Origin of the sequence: Pseudoxanthomonas sp. CF385 (genome assembly GCF_900104255.1) — a bacterium.
Classification (GTDB): Bacteria; Pseudomonadota; Gammaproteobacteria; order Xanthomonadales; family Xanthomonadaceae; genus Pseudoxanthomonas_A.
The window spans coordinates 1,019,989-1,037,487 of the sequence record NZ_FNKZ01000001.1 but is presented as its reverse complement, the minus strand read 5'-3'; the positions used below and the strand labels follow the sequence as shown (position 1 = coordinate 1,037,487).

The following is a 17,499-nucleotide window of genomic DNA, read 5'->3' as shown; positions in this document are numbered from 1 at the left end:
TCTACTGTGTCTTGCCGGGCGTTGCCGGCGGCGGATTGGGGTTGGCCTGCTGCTGGCGCAGCTGCGCGCGGCGCTGTTCGATGCGCTGGCGGATCGCGTCCATCTGCTGCTCGGTCGTCGTGGCCGGCGCGGTCGGCGGTGGGGACGACGGATTCGGCGTGGGCATCGGCACCGGTGCGGGCACGGCCGACGGGGTCGACGACGGCGACGGCACCGTCGGCATCACCGCCGGTCCCGCATTGCCACCGGTCGGGCGGGCAGCGGGCGGGACGACGAGCGCATTGGGTGCAGGACCCGCGGCCGGCGGCACCGCGATCGCCGTGGGCGGCTGGCCACCGGCGCCGTTGAACACCCGGAGCTCCAGCTCGCGACGCCCTTCGGGCCCGTCGAACACGGCGCGGCGCGGCGACAGTTCGGTCAGGCGCCAGCCCGGGAAGCCCTCCGGCGCGTCGCCCACCTTCACCCGCAGGCCTTCGCCGCCCTGGGCGGGCTGGACGATCGCCAGCTCCAGTGCCGGCGTGATCAGCACGCTGCTCAGGACCAGGTCGAACGCCGGTGCGGCCGCTTCCTCACCGGACAGGAAGAACGGCTTCGGCCGCCGGTCCTCGGAAAACAGCGGCCGCTCACCGACCTCGGCGTACCGGGGCATGTCCCCCAGTCGCTCCGGCGGCGCGGGCGGCAGCTTCGGCAACGCTTGAACGAGGGAAGGGTCCGCCGGCAGCGGAGTGATGCGCCCGCCCAGGCCGAACACCGCCAGTGCCAGCACGAGCACGGCCCACCCGGCCACGGTGGCCAGGATCCACGTGCGCGCGGTCCAGGCCTCAGGGCGCATCGGGCGCCTCCTGCGGTGCGGCGGGTGCGGGCTTGAGATAGCCGTAGAGATCGAAGTTCACGTCGAGCCCGCCAGCGCCGCTCTCGCTGGCCTGGAAGGCGTAGCGTTGCGCCAGGATGTTGAGGTTCTCGACGAACAGCCGCGGACTGCCCGATTCGATCTGGTGCAGCACGGACGCGAGCTCCGGCGCGCCGCAGCGCAGGCGCACCTGCACCACCACGCGCGGATAGACCTCGCGTCCCGTCATCGCCAACGGCGACTGGTTGGCGATGGCGCAGCTGCGGTTGCCGGGGCTGGCCTGCTTGACGATGGCTTCCAGGCGCTGCACCAGCCCTGCCGTGGCGAGTTCCACCGTCGCCTCCGGCAGGAAGCCGGGACGCTGCGCCTGCTGCGCCAGTGCCGCGGACAGTTCGCGCTGCACCTGCGGCGCCTGCGTCAGCTGGGTACGGATGCGCAGTTCGCGCGAGCGCAATTCGCCGACGCGGGTGCCCACCTCCTGCATCGGCACGGTCCACCAGGGGTGCACCAGCACGAAGTAGCCCAGCAGCAGCGCCGCGATGAGCAGCGCCAGGGCGAGCGCGCGGTCGCGGTCAGTCATCGCCGGCGGCATCGGGCCCTCCCTTGGCGGCCGCGGCGGCGGGTTCCTGCTTGCCCAGCAGCTCCGCCGTCAGCGTGAAACGGTCCATGCGGGTGCGCGGGTCCGGCTGCAGCGCGCCGCTCAACGCCGGGTTGCGCCACAGTTTCGAGCCCTGCAACCGCGCGACCAGGCCGGACGCCTCCGGACTGAATCCGATGAGGGTCAGGCGGTCGCCTTCGATGGCCAGCTTTTCCAGGTAGGTGTTGTCGGGCAGCCGCTGGGTCACCTCCGTCATGACCTCCAGCGCGGTGGGACGACGCGCACTCGTGGCGTTCAACGTGGTGATGCCGGCGACCAGGTCGACGAGCTGCTGTCGACCGGCCGCCACGCGGCGTGCCTCGTCCGCCCGGCTTTCCACCTGCTCGGCGAAGGCGTCGGCGGCCGCGCGCCGGTTGTCCAGCACCAGCCAGGCGCCCAGCACCAGGGCGACGACCGCCACGGCGGCCAGGGCCAGGTGCAGGCCACGATTCGGTGCCCGGCTCGCCGCCCGGAGGTTTTCCGGCAGCAGGTTCACGCCGGCCGGCAGGCCGGCGGCATCCTCGACGTCGGCACCGGCGAGGACGGGCGCGAGTGCGCCCAGCTGTGCGAGTGCGGCGTCGAACGCCGGTTTCGGCACGACGGCGAGTTCGACATCCAATTGGCCGTCTTCGCGCACGCCGACAACGCGCGCATCGAAGCACGCGTCCTGCGCGGTGAAGGGCGTCTGCCGGTCCAGTTCGAACCGGACCACGTCGCGCAGGCGGTCCGCGGCGGCGGCCGGCAGCGGCAGGCGACGCCGCAGGGCCATGCCGCCCGGCACCAACCACCAGCGCGGCAACCCGGAGAGGCGGCTGCCCAGCACGGCATCGAGTTCGGCGGGGCTCACGGTGGACGGCAGGCGGGCGAGTTCGCGCCGCGTCGCGCCTTCCATCCAGCTCATCGCGATCTCGTCGCCTTCGCGCTGGAAGAACACGCGTTCACGGGTCAGCCCCAGCAGCACGCGCCAGCGCGCGGGCAGGCAGCTGGCCAACGCCTGGCCCCACCAGGCCAGGAAGCTCTTCGGCCCCGGCCCCAGGCGTGCCCGGAACTGCTGCAAGGTGTCGCGTACGCCGCTCATTGTGGTGACGCTCCCTCCTCCCAGCGCAACAAGGTGTAGGCCGATCCCGGCACGGGATTGGCGCCTGCGCGCACCACCGTCCTTAGTGACGCCTCGCGGCCATCGGTCAGCCGCGCACGGCTCTCGATACTATACGTGCCGCTGCCGGTGCCGACGAGTTGGGTGTCCCCGGTCGCGCCCATGGCGTTGCGCTGTGCCAGCCACGTGGCGGCATCCATGCCCATCGCCACCAGCACCGGCCCCTGCGCGTAGGTGGCATCGGGCTGTCCGCGCCCCGAGTACAGCGTAAGGAAGGGCGCCAGCCGCGCGTACAGCGCCGGCGTCATGCCGAGCACCTGCTCCACTTCCGCCACGGTCTCGAACGGCGCGTCCTTCGCGCCGTAGTCGCGACCTTCCGAAGCGTAATCGTCGTCCTCGGCGCCACCGGACGGCTGGCTGAGGTTGTCCGCGTCGCGCCAGTCCACGATGGCGCCCGCGAGCGCATCGCTGACATCCGGCGCTTCGCCCAGCGCCTGCATGAGGCGCGACAGCAGGCCCGCATCGGCCTGGTTGAGATCGACCTTGCCGGTCTCGTCGATGATGCGGACTTCCACCGCATGCCCATCGAACGACCACGCGTAGGGCCGCCCGTTCGGCTGCCAATGCGTCTGCGGATTCCGATCGGCCACGCGCACGAGGGCGTACTCGAGGCCTGCACGCGCGGTTTCCTGCGCCACCGCGCCGCGGCTGCCCACCTGTCCCTGCATGGCCTCCATCCGCGCGGTCAGCGCGAACGCACCGACCAGCGCGGTGAGCAAGGCCACCAGCCACAAGACCAGCAGCAGCGCGGCGCCGCGTTGGTGCGTCATGGCAACACCGGATTCGATCCGCCCGGCAGCAGGCCGCCACCGGCGCCTCCTTCGCTGCGCGCCAGCGTCACCACCAGGTCCGGCCAGCGTCCGCCGCGCGCGGCCTCGACTTCCACCTTCACCTGCAGCGGCAGCATGTCGGAGGTTTCCCAGCGGTCCTGCCAGGGACCCAAGCGGTTTTCTTCGTCGAGACCGCGGTAGCGGAAACGGACCGCGCGCAGGCCGTCGGCAAGCCGCTCCGGACGCTGCGTTTCCGCCCGTTGGTCCAGATCCTCCAGCGATGTATCGGGCTGCGCCACCGAGAAGCCGACGAGCAGGCGACCGTCGTCATCGGCCACCACGTCGTGCAGGTACGGACCGCCGTGACCCAGGTAATCGGGCAGGTCGGTCACGAAGCGCATGCGCTGCGGCGTGCCGATGAAGCGCGCCTGGCGCAGCGTACTGCGGTCGGTGGCGAACACGATGGGCTGTGCCGAAGTGAGCCGCGCGCGCAGGTAGCCGTGCACCGCGCGCACGCGTTCGCTCGCCTGCGCCATCTCTTCGCCGCGCGTGGCGACCGCCGTCGACGAGCGCAGCGTCGCGAAGGCCAGTGCCAGGCCTGCCGCCATCAGCACGAGGGCGACCAGCACTTCGATCAGCGTGAACCCGGCGGCGTGGCGGCGCATCATGGCGGCGTCGCCTGATTGATGTCGCGCGGCGCCAATCGCAACGTGTGCCATTCCAGCGATTGCCCGCGCGCGCTACCCCAGCGCATGACCAGGCGCACATCGAGCAGTTGCGGCGCACCGGGATCGAGTTGCGCGCGTGCGGCGAGCGGATCGGCGAACGGCGTCACGTCCAGATGCCACTGATAGCGCCCGCGCTCGATCTCACCGTCGCGCTGGCCCGGCTGCAGCGGTTCGCCGGAGCCCAACTGCGCCAGCAGCGACTGCGCGTGCAGGGTGGCCCGGCTGCTGTCGGCGGCGTGCCGTACCTGTCGCGCCGCACCGGAGAGCGCACCGAGCACCAGTGTCAGCGCCAGCGCCAGCAGCGCGAACGCGACCAGCACCTCCAGCAGGGTGAAGCCGCGTTGACCGACGCGCGCGCCGCGCATCACGGCGCGCCCCCGATCGTCTCGCGCGACACCCGCACTTCGCCGGTGAGCCAGGCGACATCCACGCTCCATGCCGCACGCTCCGCCTTCAGCGTCACCCGCCCTCCGGTCGCGCCGCCATCCGGGAAGAACAGGATGGCGCCTTCGCCCGCGCGCGCCTGCGCCTGTCGCGCACCGGTGAAGCTCACCGACAGGCCGGGATGGATGCGGCCGCGATGGTCGCCCGCGGCTTCCCAACGGTGCCCGCGCGGATCGATGCGGAAACGCTGCGGCTGGCCGGTGGCGATCGCGCGCGCGCGGGTGTAGCGCAGCTGCGCGGCGATCTCCTTGGATTCGGCGCGCAACCGGATGCCCTCCAGGCCGCCGGTGAACGCCATCGCCGCCAGCAAGGCCGCCGCCGCGATCAGGGCGAGGACCAGCAGCGTTTCCAGCAGCGTGAAACCCGCGAGCGACGCACGTCCTGCGACGACACGCGCGGGCGGACGCGGTGGCGGGACGCAGGCAGCCATGGGCGGGCGCGTACGCTTACTCGTTCTTGATGTCGGCGTCCACGCTGTCGCCGCCGGCCTTGCCGTCGGCGCCGAAGCTGATCAGGTCGAAGCGCTGCGATTCGCCGGGAATGCGGTACTCGATCGGATTCTTCCACGGGTCCTGCAGCTCGCTCTCCTTCGCGTACGGCCCCAGCCAGCCGGTCGCATTGCCGGGCTGCGCGACCAGGTCGGAGAGCTGCGCCGGATAGCTGCCGGTATCCAGCTGGTAGGTTTCGATCTTGCCGGAGAGCGTCTGCAGCTGCGACTGCGCCAGCTTCACCTTGCCGCTGTCCGCGCCGCCCATGACGCGGCTGCCGACAAGGACCAGGATGCCGCCGATCAGCACCAGTACGATGATGATCTCCAGCAGGCTGAAACCCTGCTGCGAGCGGACGGAACGGAAGGCGGGATTGGAACGCGTGCGGGACATGGTCGCGGGCTCTCCGGTGTACTCAGTTGATGGCGCCGGTCAGATCGTACAGAGGGACCAGCACGGCGATGATGACGACACCCACCACCGCGGCCAGGATCAGGGTGATGGCAGGCACCAGGGCGGCCAGCATACGGTCCAGCACCTGAGCGGTTTCCTGCTCGAAGGTTTCGGCCGTCTTCAGCAACATGCTGTCCAAGGCGCCCGACTCCTCGCCCACCTGGATCATCTGCAAGGCCAGCCGGGGAAAGCGCTTGCCCTTGCCCAGCGATGCGGACAGGCCATGCCCGTTCTTCACGTCGTCGGCCGCCGCATCGACATCGGCGGCCAGCGCGCGGTTGCCCAGCACGTTGCGGGCGATGCCCAGTGCCGTCAGCAGCGGCACGCCGTTCTTCAGCAGCGTGCCCAGCGTGCGCGCCAGCCGCGCGGTCTCGAGGCGGGCCAGCAGCGGTCCGGCGAGCGGGCGACCCAGCAGCCAGGCGTCCAGCCGACCCCGGAACGCGGGGTCGCGGCGACGCCGGTCGAACCACAGCACCGCCAGCGCGGGCCCGGCGATCAGCACGAACCAGAAGTCGCGGACGAAGCTGCCGACCCACAACACGCCGCGCGTGAACCAGGGGAGCGCGACGTCCAGGCTCTCGTACATCACCGCGAACTGCGGCACCACGTAGCCCAGCAGGAACAACAGCGCGAATCCCACCACCACCAGCAGGATCGCCGGATAGACGAGCGCGTTGATCACGCGTCCCTTCAGCGCACGCGTGCGCTCCAGGTAGTCGCCCAGTCGCTGCAGCGTGTCGTGCAGGCTGCCACCGGCCTCGCCGGCGCGCACCATGTTGATGTACAGCCGCGAGAAGATGCCGTGCTGCCGCTCCAGCGCCGCGGACAAGGGCGCGCCACTGCGCACGCCGTCGCGGATGTCGGTGATCACCCGGCGCGCCTTCTCGTCTTCGGGCAGGTCGAGCAGGATGCCCAGCGCGCGATCCAGCGGCTGGCCCGCGCCGAGCAGGGTCGCGAGTTGCTGGGTGAACTGCACCAGCCGGTCGCCGCCGAAGGCGTTCGGACGCCATAGCTGGTTCCAGCTCCGGCCCGCGCCCGCCACCGCCAACGCCGCTTCCACGGGCAAATGGCCCTGCTCCTGCAGGCGCGTCACGACCTCGGCGTCGCTGGCGGCCTCCATCTGGCCCTCCAGCATTTCGCCATGTGCGTTGAGGGCCTTGTAGCGGTAGAGCGGCATGCAGGACGGGCCGGGAAGAATGCGCCAACTTACCGCATTCGCCCGGCAACCGTCATGCGCGGCCTGGGCGGAACGGATGACCCCGGCATGCCGGGGCCACCCCTTCGCATCCGCCGCCCTCAGGGCGAGGTGAAGCTGCCCCGCACGCTGACGTTGGCGAACTTCGTCTTGCCCACCAGCGACACGTAGTACGTGCCTGCCTGCGGGGCCGCGATGTTGACGACGTCGTTGTTGCCCGGCCGCGTCGAACGCAGATCGTAGTTCGTCGCTGTCGCCGCGCTGCCGAACTTGACGTACACGTCGGCATTGCCCGTGCCGCCATAGCTGATGAACGACAGGTTGGTCGCGCCCGCCGGAACGACCAGCGCGTACTGCACGACCGCGTCCTTCGCACCGGTGTTGCCGCCGACGGCCACGTTGTTGGTGAGCACGGTCGCGGTGGGCGGCTCGCCGCCACCGATGACCGCCTGCACCGCGGCCGCCGCATTGACGATACCCGCGCCGATCGGCCGGTTCGCCGGAGGCGCCACCGGGAACGGGCGTGCCGTCGACTTCAGCGTGGCGAGCACCTGCGCCGGGGTCAGCGGTGTTTCCGCGACGCTCTGCATCAGCGCCACCACGGCCGCCACGTGCGGCGCGGACATCGATGTTCCGCCCATGCCGAAGTAGGTTTCGGTGGTCGGCACGGTCGTGCCCGAATTGCCGGTGGACCACACGTATCCGCCCGGATTGCCGTCCACGCCGCCGCCGCCGCCCGGTGCGGAGATGTCGATCCGCGTCCCGTAGTTGGAGTACGACGCGATGCCGCCGGTGATCCGCGTGGCGCCGACGGTGATCACGCCGGCGCAGTTGCCGGGCGAATAGCCGCTGACATTGCCGGCATCGTTGCCGGCCGCCACCACCACCGTGCTGCCGTTGGCGATGGCGATGTTGAACGCGTTCTGCTCCACCGCGCTGCACGCGCCGGAACCGCCGAGGCTGAGGTTGATCACTTCGGCGGGATTCGCGTTCGCAGGTACGCCGGCCACCGTACCGCCGGACGCCCAGATCACCGCATCGGAAATATCGGAGGTGTATCCGCCGCAGCGGCCGAGCACGCGCGCGGGCACGACCTTGGCGTTGAACGCGCCGCCGGCCATGCCCTTCGCGTTGTTCGTGACCTCGGCGACGGTGCCGGCCACGTGCGTGCCGTGCCAGCTGCTGTCCTGCACCGGTGAACCCGTGTAGCACTCGCCCGCCACCGGATTCCAGTCGCCCTCGTCGCGCGGATTCGCATCGCGGGCGTCGCCATCGCGCGAGACGAACGTATCGCTGATGAAGTCATAGCCGGGAAGGATGTTCGCATCCAGGTCGCTGTGCGTCGTGATGCCGGTGTCCAGCACCGCCACCACCACGCCCGCACCAGTCGCGTTGTCCCACGCGGCCGGCAGGTTGATGCCGCCCACCGGATCCTTGAAATGCCACTGGTACTGGTTGTAGTAGGTGTCGTTGGGCACCAGGCGCGCGTAGCGGCGCGCGTCCACTTCGACGAACTCGACCTCGGGATCCGTGGCGAGCTGGCGGAGCAGGCTCTCGGCCTCCACGCGGTCCAGCTTGCGCGATGTCTGGACCAGCTCGGCGCCGATGCCGAGTCGGCGCAGCTTCGCCGCGCTCACGGCCTTGCCGTTCGCCGGACCGAGCGCGGCCCGGGACACCGCACCGAGCAGCGAACGCTGCAACGTCGCGCTGCTGGCGCGCGCGGTGCTGCCGTCGCGGTACTTCACGATGAAACGATCGTAGGTTTCGCCATCGCGCAGACCGGCGGTACTGACATCGCCGGCCGATGCCGAGCCGGCGAACGCTCCCAGCGCGACGATTGCGGCGAGTGCAGCAACGAGGGGATGGCGACGCGAGTTGCGGAAAGAAGAATGAGGGTTCACTTGACCTGCTCCGTGTCTACAAGGATGAACGAACTGATTAACCCGTTTACGACGTGCGTACTCAACGACTTGCGACTTCCATTTCAAGCGGGTCGTGCACGTAATCCTGTTTACCTGCCACGACACTCTTCACGCGACGAACACATCTTCTGCACGCGCCGTACACATGGCGTTAACGCCTTGTTTTCAGCGTTTTTCTCGCGTGGCGCTGAACGTAGCAAATCTCTCGCAAATTGCACAACGCGGTTGTAGTGTTCGATCACACGGAGTTTTTTGGTGTCATCTCGGGATGAGGGGATGGGGAATGCGGAAATCCATCGCTGGCGCGATTTCTTGTTTCAAGGATCCACTTGCACGTCTTTTGCGACGCGGTGCGAACGCGCCGTCGTCTTCGCGATCGAAGCGGCGCCACGGCGCGCGCTTTTCCGGCCTCAAGCAACCTTCTTCCGATGGCATCGCTTCGTGCGTCGCGATCGCGCGTCTCCCCTGTCGCGCGGCGCGTCGTCCGTTTCCCTGACGCAATCCGCCTTGACCTCCATGCCGTCCGTGCATGGGTGCTGTCGTATTCCCCCGAAAACACAGATGAAGGACGTGATCCATGAACAGGATTTACAGCAAGGTGTGGAACCCCTCCCTCGGCATGCTGGTGGTGGCCTCTGAATTCGCGCGTCGTGCGCACGGCGTGATGACCTCCGGCGCGCGCGTGCGCGCGCGCCTCGGCATCACGCTGTTGGTCTCTGCGCTGCTGGCCGGTGCCCCCTTCGGCGCGGCGCTGGCCCACGACAAGCAGAAAAGCCAACCGCAGAACGACAAGCCGCAGATCGGGACGGGTCCTGCCTACTGCGTGGATGCGCGTGGCAATCCGATCAAGGATGGTCGTCCGGGCGAGAACGCGGTGTCCTGCGGCGAAGGTGTCGATGCGTCCGGGCGCCATGCGGTCGCCGTCGGCTACAAGGCCATCGCGAACAAGAGCGGCGCCACCGCGCTGGGCGGGCATGCCGAAGCCACGGGCGTGAATGCGACCGCCGTGGGCTACGACAGCAGCGCGGCCGCGCAGGGCGCGACGGCGCTCGGCAGCCAGAGCAACGCGAGCGGCGCGCAGGCGACCGCGGTCGGCACCCTGGCCAGCGCCACCGGCGCGGGCGCCAGTGCCGTGGGCACCGGAAGCCGTGCGAGCGGCGCGTACGCGGGCGCTTTCGGCAGTGCGTCCACCGCCTCGGGCACGCAGGCGCTGGCCGCGGGCCACACGAGCAGCGCGACCGGCATCGCGACCGTCGCCGTCGGCGGATTCGCCAACGCCTCGGGCAGTTTCGACACGGCCGTCGGCTATGGCGCGGACGCCAGCGGCGGCGACAGCACCGCGCTGGGTTCGGGTTCGATCGCGACCGGCTACAACAGCGTCGCGGTCGGCGGGTCCCTGCTCGGCCTGCTGCCGACGGAAGCCTCCGGCGACTTCTCCACGGCCGTCGGTGGCGGTGCCTGGGCGCCCGGCACCAACGCCACGGCCATCGGCAATCTGGCATCGGCGAGCGCCGACAACAGCGTGGCGCTGGGCGGCGACTCGGTCGCCGACCGCGAGGATACGGTCTCCGTCGGCAGCGCAGGCAACGAGCGCCAGATCGCCAACGTCGCCGCCGGCACCGAAGGCACCGACGCGGTGAACCTCGATCAGCTGAACGTGGTGGCCGAGGCGTCCGAGAACGCCACCCGCTACTTCAAGGCGAATGGCGCGAACGATGGCACGGACGACGCCGTTGCGAACGGCGACTATGCCACCGCGTCCGGGTCGGCCGCGCTGGCGGAGGGCGTGGGTGCGACCGCCACGGGTTCCGGCGCCTTCGCGCTTGCGAACGGCGCGACGGCGACCGGCTTCAATGCCACCGCCACGGGCGAGAACAGCATCGCCAGCGGTGCGGGCGCGCAGGCGTCAGGCGCGGGTGCCGTCGCCGTCGGCGGGCAACGGCAGGTGCTCGACGAGAACGGCGATCCCGTGCTCGATGAGGACGGCAATCCGGTCTACGCGAGCACGGAGGCCACGGCGGACGACGCCACCGCTGTCGGCGCCGGCGCGGGGGCCGGCGAGGTCGGTGCGACGGCCGCAGGCGCGGGCGCGAACGCGTCCGGTGCGTATTCTTCGGCCGTCGGCACCGAGGCCAGCGCGTCCGGCATCCAGGCGACCGCGGTCGGTTTCCGCAGCGACGCCTCCGATGACGCCGCGACGGCGGTCGGTGGCTACAGCAGCGCGTCCAACTTCGGCGCATCCGCGTTCGGCTATGGCGCGGAGGCCAGCGGCAACAGCGCCACCGCCCTGGGCTTCGGCGCCGTGGCGAGCAACTGGGACGCGACGGCGCTCGGTTCCAACTCGATCGCCAGCGGCGACAACAGCGTCGCGGTCGGCGGCGCCTTCTTCGGCCTCATTCCAACCGAAGCGTCGGGCGACTACTCGGTCGCGGTGGGCGGCGGCGCCTATACGCCCGGGTTCAACGCGGTCGCGCTGGGCAACCTCGCGACCGCCGAAGCCGACAACAGCGTCGCGATCGGTGGCGATTCGGTCGCCGACCGCGAGGACACGGTGTCCGTCGGCAGCGCCGGCAGCGAGCGCCAGATCACCAACGTCGCAGCGGGTACCGAAGGCACCGATGCGGTGAACCTCGACCAGTTGGACGCCGTCGCGGAAGCCTCCGAAAACGCCACGCGCTACTTCAAGGCCAATGGCGAGGAGGATGGCAGCGACGATGCGGTGGCCAATGGCGACTACGCGACCGCGTCCGGTTCCGCTGCTTACGCCGACGGCGCGGGGGCGACCGCGACCGGCTCCGGCGCATTCGCGCTGGCCGATGGCGCGACCGCGACCGGCTTCAACGCCACCGCCACCGGCGGCAACAGCGTGGCCACCGGCAGTAGCGCGGAAGCCAGCGGCGAATCCAGCATCGCCATCGGCGGCCAGGTGGACGCGTTCGACGCCGACGGCAACCCGATCACCGTCAACACCGTGGCCTCCGGCCTGGGCGCGACGGCCGTCGGGTCCGGCAGCCTGGCCTCGGGGCTCGGCAGTGCGTCGTTCGGCGTGCTCAGCGAAGCGAGTGGCGAAGCCAGTTCCGCGTTCGGTTACGGCAGCACCGCCACCGGTTCGTACGCGTCCAGCTTCGGCCACGCCAGCGGCGCCACCGGTGACTACAGCGTGGCGGTCGGCGGACCGGCGGACCTGATTCCCGGATTCGGCCTGCTCGTCTACACGCAGGCCAGCGGCTTCAGCGCCGCGGCGTTCGGCTCGGGCGCGATCGCGGCCGGCGACTACAGCCTCGCGGCCGGCAGCCTGTCGGAAGCCTCGGGACTCGAGAGCACCGCCGCCGGCTTCTTCTCCTATGCGCCGGGCGACTACGCCACGGCACTGGGTGCGGAATCGTGGGCCAGCGGCGACAACAGCACCGCGGTCGGCTTCTACAGCACGGCGCTGGGCGACAACAGCGTGGCGCTGGGCGCCAACTCGACGGCCGACCGCGACAACACGGTCTCGGTCGGCGATGCCGGCAACGAACGCCAGGTCACCAACGTCGCCGCCGGCACCGAAGGCACCGATGCCGTCAACCTCGATCAGTTGAACGCGGTGGCCGAGGCCTCGGAGAACGCCACGCGCTACTTCAAGGCGAACGGTGCAGGCGACGGCAGCGACGATGCGGTCGCTACCGGCGACTACGCGACCGCATCCGGTTCGGCCGCACTGGCCGAAGGCGTCGGCGCGACCGCGACCGGCTCCGGCGCGTTCGCCTTGGCCGATGGCGCGACGGCGACCGGCTTCAATGCCACGGCGACCGGGGCGAACAGCGTCGCCAACGGTGCCGGTGCGCAGGCGGCGGGCGCCGGCGCTGTCGCGATCGGCGGGCAGCGCCAGTTGTTCGACGAGAACGGCGATCCCCTGCTCGACGAGGATGGCAACCCGGTCTATGCGAGCACCGAAGCCACGGCGGACGACGCCACCGCCATCGGTGCCGGCGCGGTCGCCGGCGAAGCCGGTGCGAGCGCCGTCGGTGCCGGCGCGGAAGCCACCGGCGCCTACTCCACCGCACTGGGCACGGAAGCCTCCGCCGCCGAAACGCAGTCGACGGCCGTCGGCTTCCGCAGCAGCGCAGGCGGACTCGCGTCGACCACGGTCGGTGGCTACAGCAGCGCGGGCGGCGACTTCGCCTCGGCCTTCGGCTACGGCGCCGATGCCGGCGGCAGCGGGGCGACCGCGGTCGGTGAAGGCGCGAGCGCGGGCGGCGACGAAAGTACCGCCGTCGGCGGCACCACGTTCTTCGGGCTGATCAATACCCGCGCGAGCGGGACCGGCGGTTCGGCGTTCGGCAACGGCGCCTGGGCCACCGGCGAGTACAGCACGGCCATCGGCCACAACAGCTATGCCGACGGCGATGAGAGCGTGGCGCTGGGCGTGAACTCGGTGGCCGGCGCGAGCAACAGCGTCGCGATCGGCGCGAACTCGTGGAACGACCGCGACAACACCGTGTCGGTGGGCGACGTGGACGCCGAACGCCAGATCACCAACGTCGCGGCAGGCACCGAAGGTACCGATGCCGTCAACCTGGACCAGTTGAATGCGGTAGCCGAAGCATCGGAGAACGCGACGCGCTACTTCAAGGCGAACGGTGCAGGCGACGGCAGCGACGATGCGATCGCCACCGGCGACTACGCCACCGCGTCGGGCTCCGCTGCGCTCGCCGAGGGCGTGGGCGCGACGGCGACCGGCTCCGGCGCGTTCGCGCTGGCCGACGGCGCAACGGCGACGGGCTTCAATGCCACGGCGACCGGGGCGAACAGCGTTGCCAACGGCACCGGTGCGCAGGCCGGGGGCGCGGGCGCCGTCGCGATCGGCGGGCAGCGCCAGCTGTTCGACGACAACGGCGACCCGCTGCTCGACGAAGACGGCAACCCCGTCTATGCGAGCACCGAGGCCACGGCGGACGACGCCACGGCCGTGGGTGCCGGCGCGGTGGCCGGCGAGGTGGGCGCCACCGCGAACGGTGCGGGCGCCAATGCCTCCGGCGCGTACGCCTCCGCCGTCGGTACCGAGGCCAACGCATCGGGCGTCCAGGCCACCGCGGTGGGCTTCCGCAGCGATGCCTCCGAGGATGCGACCGCCGCCGTCGGCGGTTACAGCAGCGCGTCGGCGTTCGGCGCCTCGGCCTTCGGCTATGGCGCCGAGGCGTCGCAGGAGAGCGCGACGGCGCTGGGCTTCGGGGCCGTGGCGAGCAACTATGACGCCACCGCGCTGGGGTCCAATGCGGTCGCCAGCGGCGACAACAGCGTGGCGGTCGGCGGTGCGTTCTTCGGGTTCGTACCCACCGAAGCCTCGGGCGACTATTCCGTCGCAGTGGGCGGCGGCGCGTACACGCCCGGTTTCAACGCGGTCGCGCTGGGCAACCTCGCCACCGCGGAAGCCGACAACAGCGTGGCCATCGGTGGCGATTCGGTCGCCGATCGCGAGGACACCGTGTCCGTCGGCAGCGCCGGCAGCGAACGGCAGGTCACCAACGTGGCGGCCGGTACCCAGGCCACCGACGCGGTGAACCTGTCGCAGCTGAGTTCCGTGGCCAGTTCGCTCGGCGGCGGCGCGGGCTTCTCCGGTGGCGTGTTCATCGCGCCCAGCTACACGATCCAGGGCACCTCGTACAACAACATCGGCGCGGCCTTCACGGCGGTCGACGCCAAGCTCAACCAGTTGTTCGGGATGTACGACGAGCTGAGCACGGGCAGCACTGCGCCCACCGGCGGCACGCCTCCCGCACAGGCGAGCCAGGCGCGCGGGGCCGGCGCCAGCGAGACGGCCTCCACCGGCACGGCGTCGTCGGGAGGCGCGGGCAACGGAACCGCGCGCGGCGGAGCCACCGGCGCCGAGGAGAGCAACGGCGGCGCCGTCGCCGGCAGCCAGCCTGCGGTGGCGGCATCGGCCGATCCTGCCGATGCGCCCGCCGCCGCGGCGGCCTACGCCGATGCCGGCGATGTCGCCACACTCGACAGCGCGCGCAGCTATGCCGACGCGGCATCCGCCGACACGCTGGCCAGCGCGAAGGCCTACGCGGACTTCCAGGTCAAGGCGCTGGAGGACGACTTCAATGCCTTCCGCGGCGATGTCGACCGCCGGTTCTCCGAACAGGACCGCCGTCTCGACAGGATGGGCGCGATGAGCTCGGCCATGCTCAACATGGCGATCAACGCGGCCGGCAGCCGCAGTCCTCGCGGACGCATCGCGGTGGGTGCGGGCTGGCAGAACGGCGAGAACGCCTTGTCGCTCGGCTATTCGAAGCCGATCGGTGAGCGCGCATCGTTCAGCATCGGCGGTGCGTTCAGTGGCGACGAGAAGTCGGCCGGCGTGGGCTTCGGTATCGACCTGTAACCCGCAGCGGGGTCCGGCATCCCGCCGGACCCCGTCTTTCTTCAGGGGACAGCGACCGTCGGGCTCGGCGCGGACACGCCGTTCTCGTCGAATGCCTCCACGGCGACGTGATACCCCACGCCGCGGCTGAGCGCACGCAGCTCGAGCTGGGTGGGCTGGTCGGCGAACACCTGGTACGTCGAATTCAGGCGATCGGGTGCGATGCCCCAACGCACGTTGTAGCCCACCGCCCCTTTCACCGGTCGCCAGCGCACGAACGCATTGCGCGGATCGGCATCGCGCCGGGCCGTCACCTGCCGCGGCGCGACCGGCACGCGCCCGTCCGCATGACCGAATATGCGCAGGTCGCTGATGGCGAGGTGTGCGGCGCCCACGTGCCCGTGCACGTAACGCACGTACCGCGTGCGCACGGGTGCGGGCAACGGGAAGTAGGCGTTCGGCCTGTCCCGACGTGTCGCCGGCGTGGCCGCGAGCGGCTGCCAGTGCCGGCCGTCCAGCGAATGCTCGAGCGTGAATTCGGTATAGATGTCGTCGGCGTCGCCGAAGCGCCCGGATTCGTAGTCGCCGAAGTTCACCTGCACCGCGCGCAGCGTCTTCACGGCACCGAGATCCACGTCCAGGGTCTGCCCGGCCTCGTTCTTCCCGGCCACCCAGAGCGTGCGCGGGTTCTCGTCGGTGACATCGCCGGCGCTGAAGCCGTCCCGTGTGCTGGAAGCCATCGCGCGCTTGCGGTACGAGAGCAGCATCCAGCCGGTGAACAGTGCCTCCGGATCCGCGTTCGGACCATCCGGCACGTAGTGCGGGAAGTCGCCGAAGCGCGTGCTGACCGACATCTGGCCGTCGTCGCTGAAGGCCGCGGGAAACATCGCGATGCGCCGCTCGAACGTCCAGTTGCGGCCCAGCCACGGCGTGCCCGTGTTCCACCAGTTGCCGTGAAGATCCTGGAAGGTGGAGCCGTGCCCCGCGCCCTGCACGAAACCGCCCGGCTTGTAGCCCACCGGATTGTAGGGCGCGTACTCGAACGGCCCCAGCGGACTGTCGCCGACATAGGTGCCGGTCGCGTAGGCGTTGTGCTCGGTGCCCGGTGCGCCGTACTGCAGGTAATAGCGCCCGCCCACCTTGGTCATCCATGCGCCTTCCATGTAGTTGCCGACCGGTTTGCCGTCGGGGAAGAACGCGCCGCGATGGTCCTGGCCGAAGCGTTCCCAACCATGCGTCTCGGGATCCAGCGCCAGCAGCGCGCGCGGCGTGCCGAGGTAGCGCATGCCCTTCGACACGTCGAGCTCGATGCCGTACAGCGGGAACGTGTCCGACGAGCCCCAGTAGAGGTACCAGCGCCCGTCGTCGTCCTTGAAGAACGCGGGATCCCACGGCCCGGGCGGCACCTTTTCCGGTTGCGGATCGCCATTGCGCCAACCGGGCAAGCCGACATCGCGCCCCGGGGGCACCGCGTTCGGCAGCTCCGGCAGCATGCGGGTGAGGAAATCGAAACGGCCCTTGGCGGGATCGCGCGACACCAGCACCGCCCCCGGCGAGAACAGGGACCGCATGAGGATCAGACGATCGCCGTCGGAGATCACCGCAGGCGCGACCATGCTGTCGAACGGCCAGCGGCTGGGCGCGATGAACTGCCAGTCCACCAGATCGGTGGAGCGCCAGTAGCCGTCCGCCAGCGTCTGGAACAGGTAGTAGGCATCGCCATGCCGGACCACGACCGGGTCGGCACCGGTGCGGTAGGAAATGCCGCGGCTTTCCTGCTCGAAGTTGTAGCGGTAGTCGATGTCGATGGGATTCGCGTAGGTGCGTCGTTCCGCGCCACGGGCCCCGTCGGCCATCGCCAGGCAGGACGCCGCTGCCATCCCCATCGCAACGATCCGGACCCTGTCCATCGCACCCCCATGTAAACGTTTACACGAGGGTATTTTTCCTTACGGGGGGCGCAACGGAAAGCCGCAGTGCAGCGAAGGAGCCGCGGCATGAAAAAGGCCCGGCGTGGGCCGGGCCTTCGGAAGCTGCGTCGTGATCGTGGACGCGCTCAGTCGCAGTCCATGCGCCCTTTCGGCAACACCCGCGGATTGCCCATCGCGAACGCCGCGATCGGCCGCTCCCACATCTCGAACGAGGACACGCCCGGGGTCACGCCGCAGGTGCTGGCGTACTCGAACCGCTCGCCGTCGGTGGACACGTAGAGGTCGAACTTGATCGCCTCTTGCAGCGCGCTGGAGACCATCAGCGTGGTCTGCGCCGCGTCGCCGCTGCGCGTGCCGCGCAGGTTGCCGGTGCCCTCGCCCGCCGGGCTCCAGGACGCCACCTTGCCGTCGGCGACCTCCACCTGCAGCGCCAGCACCGGAGAACCGCTGCCGATCGCGAAGCCGTGCGGCAGTTCGGCGCGCGCGAGCGTGCGCGGGACCTTGTCCCTGGCGGCGGCAGGCAGCGCCATCAGCAGGACCGCCACCAGGCACGCGCGCATCCCGATCTTCGTCATG

13 protein-coding genes are annotated in these 17,499 nt (G+C 70.6%); 1 reads left to right on the top strand and 12 read right to left on the bottom strand.

The window, feature by feature from the left end; all coding sequences use genetic code 11:
* Position 1: 1 nt before the first annotated feature.
* The 10 genes from BLT45_RS04560 to BLT45_RS04515 all read right to left on the bottom strand — a co-directional run bounded on the left by BLT45_RS04560 (position 2) and on the right by BLT45_RS04515 (position 8,622).
* A complete protein-coding gene (locus tag BLT45_RS04560) occupies positions 2-832 on the bottom strand; it encodes a hypothetical protein (protein WP_093295713.1) in 831 nt (276 codons plus the stop codon).
* Complete coding sequence (gspM, locus tag BLT45_RS04555; RefSeq protein WP_254771787.1) at positions 822-1,430, bottom strand: type II secretion system protein GspM; 609 nt, start codon at positions 1,428-1,430, stop codon at positions 822-824. Before gspM ends, BLT45_RS04560 begins: the two co-directional genes overlap by 11 nt.
* Positions 1,423-2,565, bottom strand: a complete 1,143-nt coding sequence (locus tag BLT45_RS04550; protein ID WP_093295710.1) for a PilN domain-containing protein — start codon at positions 2,563-2,565, stop codon at positions 1,423-1,425. The genes gspM and BLT45_RS04550 overlap by 8 nt, the downstream gene beginning before the upstream one ends.
* Entirely contained in the window at positions 2,562-3,413 is an 852-nt protein-coding gene (locus BLT45_RS04545) for a type II secretion system minor pseudopilin (RefSeq protein ID WP_093295707.1), read from the bottom strand. The genes BLT45_RS04550 and BLT45_RS04545 overlap by 4 nt, the downstream gene beginning before the upstream one ends.
* A complete protein-coding gene (locus BLT45_RS04540) occupies positions 3,410-4,081 on the bottom strand; it encodes a prepilin-type N-terminal cleavage/methylation domain-containing protein (RefSeq protein ID WP_093295704.1) in 672 nt (223 codons plus the stop codon). The genes BLT45_RS04545 and BLT45_RS04540 overlap by 4 nt, the downstream gene beginning before the upstream one ends.
* Positions 4,078-4,506 carry a type II secretion system protein XpsI gene (locus BLT45_RS04535; RefSeq protein WP_093295702.1) on the bottom strand — a complete coding sequence of 143 codons (429 nt, stop codon included), beginning with the start codon at positions 4,504-4,506 and terminating at the stop codon, positions 4,078-4,080. The genes BLT45_RS04540 and BLT45_RS04535 overlap by 4 nt, the downstream gene beginning before the upstream one ends.
* Positions 4,506-5,015: a type II secretion system protein XpsH gene (locus BLT45_RS04530; RefSeq protein WP_093295700.1), complete on the bottom strand. Its 510-nt coding sequence runs from the start codon at positions 5,013-5,015 to the stop codon at positions 4,506-4,508. Before BLT45_RS04530 ends, BLT45_RS04535 begins: the two co-directional genes overlap by 1 nt.
* Before the next feature lie 16 nt (positions 5,016-5,031).
* Positions 5,032-5,466 (bottom strand): type II secretion system major pseudopilin GspG, encoded by a 435-nt coding sequence (gene gspG, locus BLT45_RS04525; protein ID WP_093295698.1) that lies wholly within the window; start codon positions 5,464-5,466, stop codon positions 5,032-5,034.
* Between the two features lie 22 nt (positions 5,467-5,488).
* Positions 5,489-6,703, bottom strand: coding sequence for a type II secretion system protein XpsF (locus tag BLT45_RS04520; protein ID WP_093295696.1), 1,215 nt, complete (start codon positions 6,701-6,703; stop codon positions 5,489-5,491).
* 119 nt (positions 6,704-6,822) lie between these two features.
* Positions 6,823-8,622 (bottom strand): S8 family peptidase, encoded by a 1,800-nt coding sequence (locus BLT45_RS04515; protein WP_093295694.1) that lies wholly within the window; start codon positions 8,620-8,622, stop codon positions 6,823-6,825.
* A 598-nt stretch (positions 8,623-9,220) separates the two neighbouring features.
* On the opposite strand from BLT45_RS04515, the gene BLT45_RS18300 reads away from it, so the two are divergent.
* Positions 9,221-15,013: an ESPR-type extended signal peptide-containing protein gene (locus BLT45_RS18300; protein ID WP_175455724.1), complete on the top strand. Its 5,793-nt coding sequence runs from the start codon at positions 9,221-9,223 to the stop codon at positions 15,011-15,013.
* A gap of 41 nt (positions 15,014-15,054) precedes the next feature.
* Here the strand turns inward: BLT45_RS18300 and BLT45_RS04470 are convergent, their stop codons facing one another.
* Both BLT45_RS04470 and BLT45_RS04465 read right to left on the bottom strand, forming a co-directional pair.
* Positions 15,055-16,878 carry a family 43 glycosylhydrolase gene (locus BLT45_RS04470; protein ID WP_175455723.1) on the bottom strand — a complete coding sequence of 608 codons (1,824 nt, stop codon included), beginning with the start codon at positions 16,876-16,878 and terminating at the stop codon, positions 15,055-15,057.
* A gap of 170 nt (positions 16,879-17,048) precedes the next feature.
* Positions 17,049-17,498, bottom strand: coding sequence for a hypothetical protein (locus BLT45_RS04465; RefSeq protein WP_093295689.1), 450 nt, complete (start codon positions 17,496-17,498; stop codon positions 17,049-17,051).
* Position 17,499 lies beyond the last annotated feature (1 nt).

Coding starts and splice junctions, on each gene's coding strand:
- gspM (WP_254771787.1), bottom strand. CDS start 1,430: ATGACTGACCGCGACCGCGCGCTCGCCCTGGCGCTGCTCATCGCGGCG.
- BLT45_RS04530 (WP_093295700.1), bottom strand. CDS start 5,015: ATGGCTGCCTGCGTCCCGCCACCGCGTCCGCCCGCGCGTGTCGTCGCA.
- BLT45_RS04545 (WP_093295707.1), bottom strand. CDS start 3,413: ATGACGCACCAACGCGGCGCCGCGCTGCTGCTGGTCTTGTGGCTGGTG.
- BLT45_RS04470 (WP_175455723.1), bottom strand. CDS start 16,878: ATGGGGATGGCAGCGGCGTCCTGCCTGGCGATGGCCGACGGGGCCCGT.
- BLT45_RS04550 (WP_093295710.1), bottom strand. CDS start 2,565: ATGAGCGGCGTACGCGACACCTTGCAGCAGTTCCGGGCACGCCTGGGG.
- BLT45_RS04465 (WP_093295689.1), bottom strand. CDS start 17,498: ATGACGAAGATCGGGATGCGCGCGTGCCTGGTGGCGGTCCTGCTGATG.
- gspG (WP_093295698.1), bottom strand. CDS start 5,466: ATGTCCCGCACGCGTTCCAATCCCGCCTTCCGTTCCGTCCGCTCGCAG.
- BLT45_RS18300 (WP_175455724.1), top strand. CDS start 9,221: ATGAACAGGATTTACAGCAAGGTGTGGAACCCCTCCCTCGGCATGCTG.
- BLT45_RS04535 (WP_093295702.1), bottom strand. CDS start 4,506: ATGCGCGGCGCGCGCGTCGGTCAACGCGGCTTCACCCTGCTGGAGGTG.
- BLT45_RS04540 (WP_093295704.1), bottom strand. CDS start 4,081: ATGATGCGCCGCCACGCCGCCGGGTTCACGCTGATCGAAGTGCTGGTC.
- BLT45_RS04520 (WP_093295696.1), bottom strand. CDS start 6,703: ATGCCGCTCTACCGCTACAAGGCCCTCAACGCACATGGCGAAATGCTG.
- BLT45_RS04560 (WP_093295713.1), bottom strand. CDS start 832: ATGCGCCCTGAGGCCTGGACCGCGCGCACGTGGATCCTGGCCACCGTG.